The following is a 14,981-nucleotide window of genomic DNA, read 5'->3' on the forward strand; positions in this document are numbered from 1 at the left end:
CCTAAGCGACCGCGAACACCTCGCTGGCCGGCCCGCCGAACGCCGAAGAAATCGCCAGGTATGCCCGGCTCGGCCCGGCGCTGGTCGCCGAGATCGGCAAAGTCCTGGTCGGCCAGGAGACGATGGTCACGCGCCTGCTGACCGGTCTTCTTGCCGGAGGTCACGTCCTGCTCGAAGGAATGCCGGGCCTGGCCAAGACGCTGGTGGTGCGCTGCCTGGCCGGCGCGATCGACACCGGCTTCTCTCGCATCCAGTTCACACCCGACATGCTGCCGGCCGACGTCATCGGCACCGAGATCTTCAATCCGAGAGAAGGCAGCTATTCGATCAAGAAGGGCCCGATCTTCTCGAACCTCGTGCTGGCCGACGAGATCAACCGCGCACCGGCCAAGGTGCAGGCGGCGCTTCTCGAAGCGATGCAGGAGAGGCAGGGCACCATCGGCGGGCATACCTACCGCATGGACGAGCCGTTCCTGGTGCTGGCCACCCAGAACCCGATCGAGCAGTAAGGCACCTACCCGCTGCCCGAAGCGCAGGTGGACCGTTTCATGATGAAGGTGCGCGTCGGCTATCCGTCGCGCGACGAGGAGAGAAAAATCCTCGACCGCATCGGAGTGGCTGCCGCCGAGCCTCACGTCAGCCGCGTCGCGACGCCCGCCGACATCGCGGGTGCGCAGGCAGCCGTCGGACAGGTCTTCGTCGATGACAAGGTGCGTGATTACATCGTCGACCTGGTGCGCGCCACGCGCGATCCCAAGGGAGCCGGCGCTCCGGACCTGACGGGAATGATCGAATACGGCGCGAGCCCGCGCGCCTCGCTGTGGCTGCTGCGCGGCGCAAGGGCGCACGCATTCCTGCAGGGGCGCACGTACGTGACCCCCCACGACGTCAAGTCGCTCGCACCCGACGTGCTGCGCCACCGCATCAGCCTCACGTACGAAGCCGAAGCCGAGGGACGCAGCACCGACCAGGTGATCGGCCGCATCCTCGACACGGTGCTGGTGCCGTGAACGACGCCTGCTGAACGACGCGCGATGATCCTTCGTCCTTTCTCTTCGATGGCGTGATGGACGCTTCCGAGATCATTCGCCGGGTGCGCGAGATCCAGGTGCGCACCGGACGGCACGTCGCCGACGTGCTGGCCGGCGAGTACGTCTCCGTGTTCAAGGGCGGGGGTGTCGAGTTCGAGGAAGTGCGCCCGTACGTGCCGGGCGACGACGTGCGCTCGATCGACTGGAACGTGACGGCGCGCACCGGCGAGCCGTTCGTCAAGCGCTACGTGGAAGAGAGGCAGCTCACGCTGCTGCTCATGGCGGACGTCTCGGCCTCCCAGGATTTCGGCTCGACGACGCGCTCCAAGCGCGAAGCGGCGGCCGAGCTTTGCGCGTTGCTCGCGTTCTCGGCGATCCGCAACGACGACAAGGTCGGCCTGGTGCTGTTCCACGGCGGCGTCGAGCAGTACATTCCGCCGCGCAAGGGCCAGAAACACGCGCTGCGCGTCGTGCGCGAAGTGCTCGCGCACGGCGAGGTCGACGACGGCCACGACCGCGCCACCGGTTCCCGTCTCGCCATTGCAGTGCCACCGCGCAAGGAGCCGGGCGGCAACGAAGTGCCGCAGGCCTCGAGCTCCCGCATGGCCAGCGGCCTGGTCGAAGCCGCCGAGCGTCGCGCCGCTTCGGGCGGCGCCCTGTCGCGACTGCGCTCGGTCGTGCGAAGGCTCGCCCCCGCGCGGCGCACGATGCGTACTGCCCGGGAAGCGACCGACATCGATCGCGCGATGCGCTTTGCGATGTCGGTGACGCGGCGCCGGGCCGTCTGCTTCGTCGTCAGCGATTTTCTCGACGAAGGTTTCGAGCACGCGCTGATGACGGCCAACCAGAAGCACGACGTCATCGCGGTGCTCGTGACCGACCGGCGCGAGCTCGAAACGGCCGACGCCGGCCTGGTCGCGATGCGCGAGGCCGAAACCGGCCGAACCGTGCTCTGCGACACCGGTTCTGCCGCGTTTCGCCAGTACGCCAACGAGACGGCGCAGGACCGCGTTACCTCTCTCGAAAAAAGGCTGCGGCGAAGCGGCATCGATTTCATCCACATCGACGCGGCCGGCTCCATCGTCGAGCCGATCGTGCGGTTCTTCCGCATGCGCGAACGCAGGAAGATGCGGTGATGCGCGTGCGCCGGCAGTGGATCCCCGCGGCAGTGGTCGCGCTGCTGCTCGGCTGGACGTCTTGCGCTCTTGCGGCCGACGTCGTCGATACCAGCAAGCCGGATGCGGGGGCCGCCGCCGACGCCATCAAGCCGAACTTCATCGAGAAAACGACCGAGTCCGGGCCCGTCAAGGCACGGGTGCGCCTGGAGCCGGTGGCGCCCGTGATCGGCGACACCGTGACCCTCACCGTCGAAGTGACGGCCGCCGACGGCATCGCGCTGGAAATGCCCGAGTTCGGGCAATCGCTCGACCGCTTCTCGGTGCGCGAGTTCGTGCCGAAGCAGACAGTCGATGCCAGCGGCAACCAGGTCTCGACCCAGCGCTACGTGCTCGAACCTCCGCTTTCGGGACCTCAGTCCATCCCGCCGCTCCTGATCGAGTTCGTCGACCACCGGCCCGGCCAGCGGGCTGCGCCCGACGGCGAACAGTCGTACGAGCTCATCACCGAGCGCATCCCCTTCGAAGTTTCCTCCGTCGTGCCCGCCGGCGCAGGCGCAGACCTGAAGCCCGCGCGCGGCCACCTCTCTGCGCTGCGCGGACCGCAGGATCTGTGGCCGTGGCTGCTCGCGCTCGTGGTTCTCGCGGCGATTGCTGCGCCGCTTCTGTGGCGGCGTTTTGCCGCCGCGCGCGCCCGCGTGCGGCGACGCAGCGCGTGGGAGATCGCAAGGTCGCGGCTCGATACCCTCGCCTCACGCCAGCGCCCGACCGAAGCGGAAGAGATCGACACGTTCTTCGTCGAGCTGTCGGCGCTCATCCGACGCTATCTCGAGGATCGCTTCGAGCTGCGTGCCCCCGAGCTGACGACCGAGGAATTCCTGCAGGTCGCGAGCGCATCGCCCGACCTCGGCCAGGCCCACCAGGGCTTCCTGCTCGACTTCCTGCGCCGCGCCGACATGGTCAAGTTCGCGCGCTTCATCCCGTCGACCGACGAGATCGAATCGGCACTGGCCGCTGCCTCGAGCTTCCTCGACGAAACGCACCAGGCCGACGAGCAGGACCAGAATCCTCCGGTCGCCGCCGCGGGAGTGGCCAATGCCTGGCGTTGAGCTGCGCGACCCCTTCCTGCTTGGCCTCGCGCTGCTGGCGCCGGTCGTTTACGCGCTGGCATCGCGGCTTCCGTCGGTCGTCACGGTCTCGACGCTCTCGCACTTCCACGGTGCGCCCCGTTCCTTGCGCTCGCGCCTTTCGAAGCTTCCCGCGCTGCTGCTCGCCGTCGCGACGTTGCTGCTGGCCGTCGCGCTTGCCGGCCCGCGCACCGGCGACACGACGAACTACGTGCATCGCGAAGGCATTGCGATCGTCATGGCCGTCGACCGCTCGGGCTCGATGAACGCTCGCGATTTCGTCGCCGGCGATGCGAGCGTGAGCCGTCTCGATGCCGTCAAGCGCGTGTTCCACGAGTTCGTCGAAGGCGGGAAGGGCGACGAGAAGGGACGACCGGACGACCTCATCGGGCTCGTCGTGTTCGGCACTTACGCCGACGGCGTCTGCCCCCTGACGCTCGATCACGCCAACCTGATGCAGATCCTCGACGACGTGAAGATCGCGAGCGAGGCCTCGGAAGCATCGACGGCGCTCGGCGAAGGCCTCGGCCTCGCCATCGAGAGGCTTCGCGAGTCGAAAGCCAAGTCGAAGGTCGTGATCCTGCTGACCGACGGCGTCAGCAACGCCGGCGACCTCGATCCGATGCAGGCGGCCAAGCTTGCCGCCGACAACGGCATCAAGGTCTACACCATTGCCGCAGGCAGCAAGGGCCTGGCGCCAATCCCGGTCGTCGGCGCGGACGGGCGCGAGTACCTGCGCCGCGTCTACGTCGACGTCGACGAGGAGACGATGCGCCGCATTGCCGACGCCACCGGCGGCCGCTACTTCCACGCGCGCGACGCCGACAAGCTGACCGAAATCTACAAGGAGATCGACAAGCTCGAGCGCAGCGACATCACCGAGGTGCGCTACCTCCAGTACCGCGAGCATTTCGGGCCCCTGGTCGAGGCCGCCGCCGCGCTGACGATGCTCGCCGCGCTCGCATCGGCGACGCTGCTGAGGAGGTTGCCGTGAGCGACTTCCGCTTCGCCGAGCCGGCATGGGCTTTCCTGCTGTGGGGCGTCGTCGCGTTCACGGCGCTGCTGCTATGGCTCGATGCCCGCTCCGGTTCGGCGATGTCGCGGTTTCTTTCGCCGCTGATGCAATCGCGCCTGGCCGAGACGCCGTCGCGCACGAGGCGGCGCACCTCGATCGTGCTCGTCGGCGCGTCGCTGGCGATGGCGGTCGTCGCGCTGATGCGGCCGCAGTGGGGCGCGCACCTGATCTCGACTCCGCGCATGGGCGCCGAGATCATGGTCTGCCTAGACGTCTCCAATTCGATGCTCGCCGAGGACGTCGCGCCCAACCGCCTCGAGCGCGCCAAGGCCGAGCTTCGAGACCTCCTGACATATCTGCGCGGCGACAGCGTCGGGCTGATCGCATTCGCCGGACGAGCGAGCGTGCTCGCGCCGATCACGCCGGATTTTTCGTTCTTCCGCCTCGTGCTCGATTCGGCCGGGCCGCACAGCGTGTCGCGAGGCGGGACCAGGCTCGAAGAGCCGATCCGCAAGGCCGTTGCCGGATTTGCTGCGGGTGCCTCGGTTTCGCGCTCGATTCTTCTGATCACCGACGGGGAGGACCACGATTCGTTCCCGCTGGAGGCCGCCAAGGATGCGGCCGAGCGCGGGATCAAGATCCTCGCGATCGGCTTCGGCGACGAAAAAGGCAGCCCGATCGAGATCACCGATCCGAAGACGGGCGCCAGGCGCACTCTCAAGGATTCCAACGGCCAGGAAGTGATCAGCCGCCTCGACGGCGAGACGCTGCGAAAGATCGCGCTTGCCACCGGCGGCGCCTACATCCCCGCAGGCACCGGCGTCCTCGACCTGCAGTCGATCTACGAGACGTACATCGCCGGACTGACGCGCGGAGAGCTGGACGGCCAGAGCCGCACGATCCGCAACGAAGCGTACCAGTGGGCAGTGCTTGCGTCGTTGCTGCTTCTGTTCGCGTCAGTGCTCGTCGGCTCGGGTCGGGCAAGCGGGCGCAGGGCGCGGGCTGCCGCCGCGGGCGCATCCGTTGCGATCGTCCTCGCGCTCGCGCTCGTCTCCGCTGCGCGGGCCGACGATGCCGCGCCGGCCGCGGCGGAGGGCAGCGCGGCGCCCGCAGCCTCGGAAGATGCAGCGGACGCGACGACTCCGCAGGCGGCGGAAGCGGCGAAAGCCGCGCCTCCGGCTGCGCCGGCCCCACCGGCCAAGCCTCCGCGCGCGACGTTCAACGACGGCGTCGACCAGATGGCCGCCGGCGATTTCGACGCCGCCGAGAAGCAGCTCGAGGATGCAAGGTCGCGCGCCCAGTTCGACGGCGTGCTGCGCCGCGACGCGACCTACGACCTCGGCATCCTCGATTCGCGGCGCGCCGACGCGAAGGTCGACTCCAGTCCCGAGGACGCCCTTGCCGCGCTCGAGCGCTCGGCTTCCTGGTTCCGCGAAACCGTCACGCTCGATCCCAAGGACAACGATGCCAGGCAGAACCTCGAGCTGGTGCTGCGGCGCTCGCTGGTGCTTGCCGACGCGATCGCGCGCAAGAAGGAAAAATCGCTGCTCGACGACATCAACGTGCTGATGGAAGAACAGCGGGCGCTGCTGACTTCGCTTCGCAAAGCCGTGCAGGACCAGGCCGGAGACAATTCCACGACAAGTCCTGCGGGGGGGGACGTCGAGAAGGACCGCCAGGCCTTCCGTGAGCTGGCCACGCGCCAGCTCGCGCTTTCGTCGAAAGCCGAAGACGTCTCCGATCGCGCCGTGCGCGAGCAGGCGCTGATCCAGAACAAGCCGCCCGAACAACAAAAACCCGAAGAAACCCTGAAAGCCGCACAGCTCGACGGCGCGCTCGAATCGCTGCACCAGGCCCGGGAACAGATGGGTCAGGCGCGGGGCCGCCTTCGCCGCCTCGAAGGACCCGGCGCCTACCGCGCCGCTTCGACGACGCTGACGGATCTCAAGCGCGCACGCGACCGCCTGCTCGATCCGGTCAAGGTGCTCGACATCCTCGTCGGCGATGCGACCGAGCTGTCGCGCCTGACCGGCGTCAAGGTCGCGCTCGATTCGGGCCAGAGCAAGGCACCACCGCAGAAGTGGCTGACGCCCGAGCACCTGGCCGACACCGCCGGCGAGCTGCGCGAGCGCGTCGAGGAGCTGCACTACAACTTCGTCGCGGTGCTGTCGCAGAACGACGCCGCCGCGAAAAACGGCCAGGTTCCCGACGAAAAGAGCGCATCGCTGCTCGAACGGGTTCGCGAAGCGGAGCCATTGATCGGCGAGGCCGCGACCAAAGTCTCCGACGCGCACGACGATCTCGGCCAGTCCCACGTTCGCGAGTCTCTTGCTCCGCAGTACCAGGCGATCGCGAAGCTGGCCGCTGCGCGCGAGAGCTTCCTCGATTTCCAGCGCCTCGTCGATCTCGTCTACGACGACGAAAAACGAGTGCAGTCGATCGTCTCGCCGAAGAAAGAGATCGCGGCGGCAGACAAGACCGAATACGCTCCGATGGCCGACGACGTCCAGAAGAACAACTCGGCCCGCGGTCCGCGTCTCGACAGGCAGCTGAAGGAAGAGACCGCGGCGGCCGCGCAGGCGGTCGAAGCGAAAAAAGCCGGCCGGGCCCAACAGCAGCAACAACCGCAGGGACAAGCTGCGGCGCCGCCACCGTCGCAACAACAGGGTCCGGATCCCGAGCAGCAAAAGCAGCTCCTGGATCTTGCCGCGACGTACCTTTCCGCCGCGCGCGGAGCGATGGACGGAGCGACGACGAAGCTCGATACGCTCGCGAAAGAAGCATCCTCGCGCGGCGACTCGCTGCCCGCCGACTCGTGGCACCCGTCACAGGCGGCCGTCGACGAAGCGGTTTCCCGCATCGAGGACCTGCGCCGCCTGTTCTTCTCGGTCATCGATCGCTTGAAGGAGCTGGCCCAGCACCAGCTGGAGCTCGGCGACCAGACCGAGGAGACTGCGACGATGGCGGCCGCCAGTCCGGACCAGGACTCCACGTCGAAGGCCGGACCTCTCGGCGCGCGCCAGGACAGCCTGTCGAGCAACGCATCGCCGATTGCCGATGCGCTTCGCGAGCAGTCCAAACAGCCCGTCCCGCCCGAAGCCAAGGGCAAGGTCCCCGAAGACTTGCCGCAGCGTCTTGCCGAAGCAGCCGGTCACGTCGACAACGCGCGAGGATCGATGGACCAGGCGAGCCAGCACTTGAAGGTGGATCCTCCTGCGTTCGCGGATTCACGAACCGCGCAGAACGCCGCGCTCGAGGAGCTCGAAGCTGCGCTCAAGCTGCTGGTGCCGCCCGACAAACAGAAACAGCAGCAGGACCAGCAACAGCAGCAACAACAACAACAGCAGCAGCAGGGCGGCCAGAAGGACCAGCAACAGGGCGGCCAGAAGTCGGCAGCGCAGAAGGCTGAGCAGAAAGCTGCCGAAGAGCAGCAGAAGAACGAGAAGACCGATCCGGCCCAGCTCCTGCAGGGAATCCGTGACCGCGAGGCCGAGCGCCGCGCGAGCAAGGACAAAGCCCAGCACCAGTCCTACGAACCGGTCGAGAAGGACTGGTGATGCTGCAGCCGTGCAGCATCATGTGGCGGAGGTGCGCGGCCACGATAGCCACTGTCGCCGCGATCGGCAGGATGGCCGCGCTGGCCTTCGCGTTCGTGCTCGCCCTTGCCGCCAGCGCGCTGGCCCAGCAGGCCCAGTTCCAGATCACGCAGGGGCCGTACTACGCCGGCGTGCCGATCGACATGCAGGTGGTCGCCGACAACTTCGACGACGAGCCGCAGCCCGACGTCAAAGCCGATGCGCCCGCCGGCACGACGCTGTCGTTCGTGCAGGCCCGACCCCAGGTCTCGAGCATGATGCAGATCGTCAACGGTCACGTCACGCAGAGCCGCACGGTACGATTCGGGTTCGTCTACCAGCTGACCGCACCGGCGGCGGGCCACTACACGGTCGGTCCGTTCACGGTAACGCAGGAGGGCGGCAAATCCGCCGTGACGCGCTCGCTGTCGATCAACGTCATCGACGTACCGGAAGCCAGTGGCCAGAAGCTGCGCGTCGTGCTGCCCGACCATGCGATCTTCATCGGGCAGCGCATCCCGGTAAGGGTCGAGTGGTGGACCGAAGAGGGACTGGCCGACCGCCTTTTCAACGAGCACCTCAATGCGCCGCTGTTCCTCGACACGACGCATTTCCAGTTCATCGACGAGCCTCATGCGCCCACGCGCCTTTCGATCTCGGTCGACGTGCCCGGCGGCAACACCGAGTTCCCGGTCGAGGTCAAGGAGACCAACGACGGCGGCAAGCGCTACGTCGTGCGGACGTTCACCAGGATGATGGTGCCGGTGGCCACGGGGCACTTCGACCTCGGCGAGCCGTCGCTGTTCTGTGAAGAAGCGGTCAGTTTCCAGCGCGACCTCTTCGGATCGCGGGTGCCGTCCCAGGCCAGGAAGCTGCGCGTGGCCGGCGCGCCGATGGGGCTCGACGTGCAGGCGGTTCCGGTGGCCGGTCGCCCTGCGAGCTTTGCCGGTGCGATCGGGCAGAACTTCTCGATCAGCGTTGCTGCCGACCGTACCGTGCTGCAGGCCGGAGATCCTGTGAAGCTGTCGATCACCGTGCACGGCGACGGGACTCTCGATACCGCCACGCTTCCTCCGCTCGCTGCGGCCGGTCTTTCCGACAAGCAGTTCCGCGTACCCGACAACGCGGTTGCCGGCCTCACCGACGAGACCGGCAAACACTTCGAAGTCTCGGTACGGGTGCTCGATGCGTCGGTGCGCGAGATCCCGCCGGTATCGTACTCGTGGTTCGATCCCGCGACGGGCAGGTTCGAGACGACGCACTCGCCGCCGATCGCACTCTCGGTCCGCCCGTCGACGGTGGTCGGTGCCAACGACGTCGTCAGCGCGGCGCCGGCGGAAAAACACGAAGAAGAACCGAAGGGCGCGGCGCAGCCAGGTGCAGCGGGCCCGGCGGGCGCAACCGGGTCGGCCGCCGCCCGCACGCCGTCCTTCACGCTGACGGGAGCCGATCTGTCGATCGTCACCGACACGGCGCGGCTTCGCTCGATGCAGCCTTCGGTGCTCGCTTCGAGCACCGTGCAGTGGAGCGCTTATGCCACCGGCCTTGCCGCACTTCTTGCAGGTTTTGCCGTCCGGCGCCGGCGCAGCGTCGATCCGGTAAAGGCCCGGCTGCGCAAGGATCTTCGCGCTCTTCGACGGCGCGTCTCTTCGAGCCGAAGTGCGAGAGAGGTCGCCGACTGCCTGCGCAAGATGGCATCGCTCCTGGTCGACTCCGCGTCGCATACGGCAAGACTCGACGGCGTGCTTGCCGGACTCGACGAAGTAGCATTCGCACCGGGCGGCGAAGCTGCGATCACGATTCCACTTCGAAACGAGTCCGTCGCTGTTGCCGACGCGATGCTGGAGAGCCTGCAATGACGGGCGCAGGATTCACCGCAGGGCATGGCCGGCGGGGATCGCGCGCGCCCGCGGCGGCATCTCGTGCTTGGCTGCTCGCTGCAATTGCGCTGGTCCTCGGCATCGCGCTGCTGGTGGCGGCAGGAAATGTCCGCGCCGCCGATTCGAACGCGGCCAGCTCGACGCTCGAGCAGGCACTGGCCGCTTACGCGGCGGCCCAGGACACTGCGTCGGCTGCCGACAGGCCCGCGGCATTCGCACGCGCCGAAAGATTGTTCGCCGCGGCCGCTCAGCAAGGCGGCGCCGGCGCCGATCTCTGGACCGATCTTGGAACCTCGGCATTGCAGGCCGAGCACCTCGGCACCGCGATCCTCGCGTACCGTCGCGCGCTGGCGATCGATCCGGACGATCACCACGCCCAGCAGGACCTGCTGCACACGAGGACGCTGCTGCCGGCATGGGTGCCGAAGCCGGAGACGGGCGGATTCCTCGACAGCATCCTGGCCTGGCAGCACTCGATGTCGGCCGCCGAGCGACGAGGCGCCGCGGCACTGGCGTTCGCGGTTGCCGCCGTGATGCTCGGCGCGGCGCTGGCCACCGCGAGCAGCGCGCTGCGGATTCTCGCGGTGTTTCCTTTCCTCGTGTGGGGGCTGCTCATCGGCTCCGTCGCGTTCGTGCGCCAGGAGCGCGCCGCCGTGCTGACCGCTCCCGATACTGTCGCGCGCGCCGCCGATTCGAGAAACGCTCCGGCACGCTTTGCGGAGCCGTTGCCGGCAGGCACCGAGGTCACCGTGGCGGAAACGCGAGGCGCGTGGGCGCGCGTGATCCTCGCCGACGGGCGCGACGCGTGGGTCGCCAGCAGTGCGACAGAGCCAGTCGAGCCGGAGTCCGCCGCTGCGGACAGTCGGGCCGCACATCTTTAACAGGTTGCGGAAAAACTCCGGACCGAGGGGTTTTTCCGCAGCCTGTTAAAGGGGGCCTCCGGTTCGGTGCGGCCGCTTGCTCTGCTGCAGCGTGAAGGAGCGCGCGCCGTACATCGCAGGGCGGCCGACAGGCTTGCACCGACCAAGCGCCTGGCAGTAAAAAAGGCGCGACATGACCACGACGAACAGCCAGTCCGGAACCTGCGTCGACGAGATCGCCGACGGGATCTACAGGATCCACACGCCGCTCAAGTTGCCGGATGGGACCGGGTTTTCGTTCAACCAGTACCTGGTCGCCGACGACGCGCCGCTGCTCTATCACACGGGGCCCCGGCGGATGTTCGAGCTGGTCCGGGAGGCGGTTGCCCACGTGCTGCCGGTCGAAAACCTGCGGCACGTCGCGTACTCCCATTTCGAGGCGGACGAGTGCGGGTCGCTCAACGACTGGCTCGCGGCGGCTCCGGCCGCTTCGCCGGTTTGCGGCCGCATCGGCGCGATGACGTCGGCTCCGGATTTCGCCGATCGGCCGCCGCACGCGCTCGACGACGGGGAAGTCCTCGTCACCGGCCGCCATCGGCTGCGCTGGTTCGACACGCCTCATCTTCCCCACGGCTGGGACTGCGGGCTCATGATGGAAGAGACGACGGGAACGCTTCTTTGCGGAGACCTGTTCACGCAACCCGGCGCCGAGCACGACGCGATCATCGAGAGCGACATCCTCGGACCGAGCGAAGCATTCCGCCGCTCGCTCGATTACTTCGCGCACGCGACCGGGACGGGCGCCATGCTCGAACGACTGGCCTGCGCGGCGCCGCGCACGATGGCCTGCATGCACGGCAGCGCCTGGCGCGGCGACGGCGCAAGGCTGCTTCGCGAGCTGGCCGCCTCGCTCGCCTCCTGAGCGGGCGCGGGCGGGCGCCCGCAGCGAAAGCGGCCTCCTCGCCTGGTTCTCGACCACTACTGACGCTCTGCGGCCAACTGCCCGCGACTTTCCTCGTTTCTGCGCCGTTGCAGGCATTCGAAACCTCCGCACCGCGTCGCGACACGGGGGCGAATTCCTCACCTGGGGGGAGGCGACCGCCTCAAACGGGGGTGAGCACCGGATGGGACGAGTGGTCCGGATAAGTTCGACATCTGTGACTCAGGGCACTGGTCGGCGCACATGAGGTAGTAAGTGTGTCCCAAGTCACTTAGATTCGAGATGTAGCCTCCCACATCGCGCCAAATCGCTCCCCGAACGCACGGAAATCGGCCTAAGTGGAGTGCTGCGGCATTGGGAAGCACCACAAAATCCGCCGCGGACGCGCGAGCAGGCAGGGGCCCATGCACAATAAAACCGACACTATTGTGAAGTACGGCATTCCAAGTGGACGGGCGGTCACCCGGCAACCCGTCGCAGAACACCCGGTGGTCTTCGGCGGCCCCATGGTCCGGGCCATCCTCGAGGGCCGCAAGACCCAGAAGAGGCGGGTCATCCAATGGCCGCCATGGACCAATCCTGCCGTCGACGGGCCGCGCCTGGCGGAGGACGCGTACGCGCTGGCAGGAGAAGGTCGCCGCGCCGGCCTGAGGCCTCCGTACGGGGAACCCGGCGACCGCCTGTGGGTACGCGAGCGCTGGTGCCCGACGGCTCCCCGCGGGCGGGAAACGAGCTTCCGCCTCGAGTCCGCGCTCTACGAAGCCGACGGCCCGATGACGCCACCCGATTCGCGCTGGCATTCGCCGATCCACCTGCCCCGCCATCTGTCGCGCATCGTCCTCGAAGTCGTCGACGTGCGCGTCGAGACCCTTCACGAGATTTCCAATCAGGACGCCATCGCCGAGGGATTGAGGATCCCGTACGGGGACCTTCCGGGCGGCCTCGCCGTCAACGAATGGTTCCGGCCGGGAGGCTGGGCTCGCGACGGGCACGATGCGCCGAGGCTCGTGTTCGCCGACCTGTGGGACTCGCTCAACGCCTCGACGGGCTACGGCTGGGTCACCAACCCGTGGGTATGGGCCCTGACGTTCCGTCGGGTCGACTGATGCGCTCAGCCGAGGACGCAGCGCACCCCGCCGCGGTCCATCTCGGCGACGCAGCGGTTGCACGAGGTGCAGCGCGAGCGCTCGGCCCTTCCGTCGGCCATGCGCACGACGAGGTCGGGATCGGCGATCAGCGCCCTTCCCATCGCGACGAAATCGAATCCTTCGCGCATCGCCGCCTCCAGGCTCGCGGTCGAAAGGCAGCCGCCGAGAAGCACGAGCGGTACGCGCACGCTCTCGCGCACCTTGCGGGCCAGCGGAAGGAAAAACAGCTCCTCGAAAGGATAGTCGCGGATGGCCCGGCGGCCGAACAGGCGCAGCGCGATGCGGTGGAGACGGCTCTTTTCGACTTCGATCATCTCCTTCAGCGGCGCCTTGCCGCGAAAAAGGTAGAACGGCGTGCGGCTGGTGAAGCCGCCGGTCAGTTCGATCGCATCGATCCCCTCGCGCTCGAGCGCGCGGCAGACGGCGACGGCCTCGTCGATTTCCAGGCCGCCGCGAAAGCCGTCGCGAAGGTTGGTCTTTGCCACCAGCGGCGTAGCGCTGCCGACGCTGTCACGCACCGCGCGCAGCACCTCGAGCGGAAAGCGAAGTCGATTCTCGAGGCTTCCGCCGTAACGGTCGCTGCGCCGGTTGGTCGCGGGCGAAAGAAACTGGCTCAGCAGGTAGCCGTGCCCGAAGTGAAGCTCGAGAGCGTCAAAACCCGCGCGCCGCGCCAGCACGGCGGCCTTCGCGTAATCGCCGGCGGTTGCGCGAAGGTCGCTGTCGCTCATCGCGCGCGAGAACGGAATGCCCGACAGAAGCCCGTACTCGTTCAGAAGCCGCGATGGACCGACGGAGCGGCGCCCCGGAAGCTGCGTATTGCGGCTGAAGTAGCCGCAGTGGCCGAGCTGCAAGGAAACCGCCGCGCCCCGGCGGTGCACGGCCGAGACCAGCTCCGAGAGCGCCGGTACGATCGCCTCGCGCATCCACATCTGCTCTTCGAACGTGCGACCGTCCGGTGACACTGCGCAGTAGGCCACCGTCGTCATCGCGACGCCGCCGAGCGCGATTTCTTCGTGATGCCGCAGCAGCGCCGGCGAAGGCATGCCGTGCGGCGTCATGCCTTCGTAGGTCGCCGTCTTGATGATGCGGTTGCGCAGTTGCAGCGGGCCGAGCGACGCCGGTGACAGGGCCCTGGCCAGCAGCGGACGCTCGGCCGCCCGAGCGGCGGGAACGGCAGTCGGGATCTTCGCGATCTTCACGATCGCGGCAGCACCGCCGTCCTGCTGCGAGAGGGTCAAGCCCGCGGCCCCTTCGCCCAGGCGATGCGCTCGTCGACGTGGCGGTGCATCACGTATTCGACCGGCGAAAAACCACGGGCAGGCCAGAAGCGGCCGCCGCCGGGATTGCCCGAGACGTAGTGCAGCGCGCACCATCGGATCCCGCGCTCGGCCAGGCACTGGGTGGCGTGGTCCAGCAGCAGGGTTCCGACGCCGCTTCGGCGGCGGGTTTCCTCGACGAAGCCTTCCCACAGGTAAACCATCCGCTCGCAGACGAGCAGCGGTGACAGGAACACCGACGGGACGAACAGCAGCGAGCCGAGCGGCGTGCCGGCGCGGTCACGGGCGATGTACGCGAACCCCTGCCCGCTGGTCAGCGCGTCGCGGCGCACGCTTCGAACGCGCGCATCCGACTCGCCCGTGTAGGGCCAGAACATCGGGGATCCCGTCTGGAATTCCATGAGACGGCGATGGAACGCCTCGAGGACTTCGTCGTCACGGCCTCGCACCTCTTCGATCGTGACGCCGCTCGCCCCACGCGGAGCGTCCGCCGGTCGCGACACGGCGCGCACGGCGCACACCGATTTTCGCCCGAATCCGAGGTGGCCCCATGCATCGGCGCCGGCCGCATCGAGAGCGCTGATCGCGACGTTGTGCACGAAGAATCCGTCGGCGATCCACGGCGCGGCAAGCGCGGCGTACAGCTCTTCGTGGATCCGCCATGCCTCGGGTCCGGGAACCACGGCATGCCCGTGCAGCGGGACGTTCGTCGAGCGCGGCTCGGCGTAGATCGACGCGAAATCCTCGGGAGCGAAAAGCTGGCGCTCGCCGGCGAGAAAGCCGCAGAGCGCTCCGCTGCGCTCGGCGACCACGGCCGATGCGCGCGGCGACGCGATGAGCTGCTCGATGACACTGCGGCACGGCGCCACGTCGAGGTAGCGCTCGCCGATCCGCAGCGAGGCCGGCGCAGACTCGAGCGCACGCCTCTGGGCGGCGGCCAGCAGCGCGGCGGCCGCGGGAACGTCCGACGGCCTCAAATCGCGAACAGCAATGGAGGGCATCGCGGGTCCTTG

General features: G+C 68.1%; 10 protein-coding genes and 1 pseudogene. 9 read left to right on the forward strand and 2 right to left on the reverse strand.

The features are described from left to right. Nucleotides 1-50 precede the first annotated feature (50 nt). The 9 genes and pseudogenes from VGK20_17525 (at nt 51) to VGK20_17565 (ending at nt 12,649) form a co-directional block, all read left to right on the forward strand. Nucleotides 51-1,010 (forward strand): annotated as a pseudogene (locus tag VGK20_17525) (MoxR family ATPase). A 56-nt stretch (nt 1,011-1,066) separates the two neighbouring features. Next, nucleotides 1,067-2,167 carry a DUF58 domain-containing protein gene (locus VGK20_17530; GenBank protein HEY2775847.1) on the forward strand — a complete coding sequence of 367 codons (1,101 nt, stop codon included), beginning with the start codon at nt 1,067-1,069 and terminating at the stop codon, nt 2,165-2,167. Next, complete coding sequence (locus tag VGK20_17535) at nt 2,164-3,255, forward strand: hypothetical protein (GenBank protein HEY2775848.1); 1,092 nt, start codon at nt 2,164-2,166, stop codon at nt 3,253-3,255. The genes VGK20_17530 and VGK20_17535 overlap by 4 nt, the downstream gene beginning before the upstream one ends. Then, nucleotides 3,242-4,267, forward strand: a complete 1,026-nt coding sequence (locus VGK20_17540; GenBank protein ID HEY2775849.1) for a VWA domain-containing protein — start codon at nt 3,242-3,244, stop codon at nt 4,265-4,267. The genes VGK20_17535 and VGK20_17540 overlap by 14 nt, the downstream gene beginning before the upstream one ends. Continuing rightward, nucleotides 4,264-7,845 (forward strand): VWA domain-containing protein, encoded by a 3,582-nt coding sequence (locus VGK20_17545; protein ID HEY2775850.1) that lies wholly within the window; start codon nt 4,264-4,266, stop codon nt 7,843-7,845. The genes VGK20_17540 and VGK20_17545 overlap by 4 nt, the downstream gene beginning before the upstream one ends. Further along, complete coding sequence (locus VGK20_17550; protein ID HEY2775851.1) at nt 7,845-9,722, forward strand: BatD family protein; 1,878 nt, start codon at nt 7,845-7,847, stop codon at nt 9,720-9,722. Before VGK20_17545 ends, VGK20_17550 begins: the two co-directional genes overlap by 1 nt. After that, the gene (locus VGK20_17555) at nt 9,719-10,624 is read left to right on the forward strand and encodes an SH3 domain-containing protein (protein ID HEY2775852.1); all 906 of its coding nucleotides are present in this window, start codon (nt 9,719-9,721) and stop codon (nt 10,622-10,624) included. Before VGK20_17550 ends, VGK20_17555 begins: the two co-directional genes overlap by 4 nt. Nucleotides 10,625-10,796: 172 nt before the next feature. Next, a complete protein-coding gene (locus tag VGK20_17560) occupies nt 10,797-11,525 on the forward strand; it encodes an MBL fold metallo-hydrolase (protein ID HEY2775853.1) in 729 nt (242 codons plus the stop codon). A gap of 524 nt (nt 11,526-12,049) precedes the next feature. Beyond that, complete coding sequence (locus VGK20_17565; GenBank protein HEY2775854.1) at nt 12,050-12,649, forward strand: hypothetical protein; 600 nt, start codon at nt 12,050-12,052, stop codon at nt 12,647-12,649. A gap of 5 nt (nt 12,650-12,654) precedes the next feature. Here VGK20_17565 and VGK20_17570 read toward each other — a convergent pair whose 3' ends face one another. Next, nucleotides 12,655-13,929 carry an NADH:flavin oxidoreductase gene (locus tag VGK20_17570; protein ID HEY2775855.1) on the reverse strand — a complete coding sequence of 425 codons (1,275 nt, stop codon included), beginning with the start codon at nt 13,927-13,929 and terminating at the stop codon, nt 12,655-12,657. Further along, nucleotides 13,926-14,969 carry a GNAT family N-acetyltransferase gene (locus VGK20_17575; GenBank protein ID HEY2775856.1) on the reverse strand — a complete coding sequence of 348 codons (1,044 nt, stop codon included), beginning with the start codon at nt 14,967-14,969 and terminating at the stop codon, nt 13,926-13,928. The genes VGK20_17570 and VGK20_17575 overlap by 4 nt, the downstream gene beginning before the upstream one ends. Nucleotides 14,970-14,981 lie beyond the last annotated feature (12 nt).

The organism is Candidatus Binatia bacterium, assembly GCA_036493895.1.
Taxonomy (GTDB): domain Bacteria; phylum Desulfobacterota; class Binatia; order UBA1149; family CAITLU01; genus DATNBU01.

Coding starts and splice junctions, on each gene's coding strand:
- VGK20_17530 (HEY2775847.1), top strand. CDS start 1,067: ATGGACGCTTCCGAGATCATTCGCCGGGTGCGCGAGATCCAGGTGCGC.
- VGK20_17540 (HEY2775849.1), top strand. CDS start 3,242: ATGCCTGGCGTTGAGCTGCGCGACCCCTTCCTGCTTGGCCTCGCGCTG.
- VGK20_17550 (HEY2775851.1), top strand. CDS start 7,845: ATGCTGCAGCCGTGCAGCATCATGTGGCGGAGGTGCGCGGCCACGATA.
- VGK20_17555 (HEY2775852.1), top strand. CDS start 9,719: ATGACGGGCGCAGGATTCACCGCAGGGCATGGCCGGCGGGGATCGCGC.
- VGK20_17560 (HEY2775853.1), top strand. CDS start 10,797: ATGACCACGACGAACAGCCAGTCCGGAACCTGCGTCGACGAGATCGCC.
- VGK20_17565 (HEY2775854.1), top strand. CDS start 12,050: ATGGTCCGGGCCATCCTCGAGGGCCGCAAGACCCAGAAGAGGCGGGTC.
- VGK20_17575 (HEY2775856.1), bottom strand. CDS start 14,969: ATGCCCTCCATTGCTGTTCGCGATTTGAGGCCGTCGGACGTTCCCGCG.